A 1,156-nucleotide genomic window follows, 5' to 3' on the forward strand; every position below is an offset into this window, starting at 1 on the left:
AGTTAATCAAAGCACTTAACGATCCAGACAGCCAAAACTCCGCTCTATTATTGAACGATTTTGACCGCACCGATGCACTGCACAAGATTCTTCTGTCAGCTGGCGTTCAAAGCAAAATTGTTGGCGTTATCGAACTTGAAGATGGCCGTCGTCGTCAAACCATCCAACCGATGGTGCAAGTTTGGTCTGGAAAAGATTGGGTTCTGTTCTCGCCAAATTCAGAGCAGAAAGCCGTAAAACCTAACCTTCTTGTTTGGGATGAATCGAACGTTTCGTTACTTGACCTTGTGGGAGGTAAGAACAGCCAAGTTCATTTCTCCATGATCAAACAAGAAGTGACGCCTCAACAAGCGACAAACAACAAGGTTGAGGCCGATGGCCTGCTTAACTTATCAATCCACAGCTTGCCTCTAGAAGAGCAAGCGATGTTCAAGACCATCATGCTGATCCCAATTGGCGCATTGATCGTTGTGTTCCTGCGCGTAATTATTGGTCTTAAAACCTCTGGTACGTTCATGCCAGTACTGATTGCGGTTGCGTTCGTTCAAACGCAGCTTGTGACTGGTATTGTTGGCTTCCTATTAATTGTTGGTACAGGCTTGATCATCCGAAGTTATTTATCGCGGCTCAACTTACTTCTGGTAGCAAGGATATCCGCGGTTATTATCACAGTTATTATGATCATATCGGTGTTCACCGTTGTAGCATTCAAGATTGGTTTGACAGAAGGTCTAACAATCACCTTCTTCCCAATGATCATCTTGTCATGGACGATCGAACGTATGTCGATTCTGTGGGAGGAAGAAGGCGCGAAAGAAGTAGCAATGCAAGGTGGTGGTTCACTACTGACTGCGGTACTGGTTTACTTGGCGATGACCAACTCGTATATCCAGCACTTAACATTTAACTTTATCGGCCTACAGCTAATTGTTTTGGCGGGTATTCTATTACTAGGTACTTACACTGGTTACCGTCTAACAGAACTACGTCGTTTCAAACCGCTAGCGGAGGATTAAACGATGTTTGAACGTTACACTACGCCATCAAAACTTCGCCACAAAGGCATTATGGGCATGAACAAGCGTAACCATAGCTACATTGGTCGCTATAACGATCGCTCTAAATACCCATTGGTGGATGACAAGCTAAAAACCAA

The 1,156-nt window shown here is 44.4% G+C and carries 1 protein-coding gene and 1 pseudogene; both read left to right on the forward strand.

Annotated elements, in window-relative coordinates; translation table 11 throughout:
- The coding region (locus R7O13_RS24375) for a 7TM domain-containing protein (protein ID WP_318304869.1) at window positions 1-1,016 on the forward strand (1,016 nt) is incomplete at its 5' end.
- Window positions 1,017-1,019: 3 nt separating this feature from the next.
- Window positions 1,020-1,156 (forward strand): annotated as a pseudogene (locus R7O13_RS24380) (alpha-L-glutamate ligase-like protein); the annotation flags it as partial.

Source organism: Vibrio sp. Y176, from assembly GCF_033438945.1.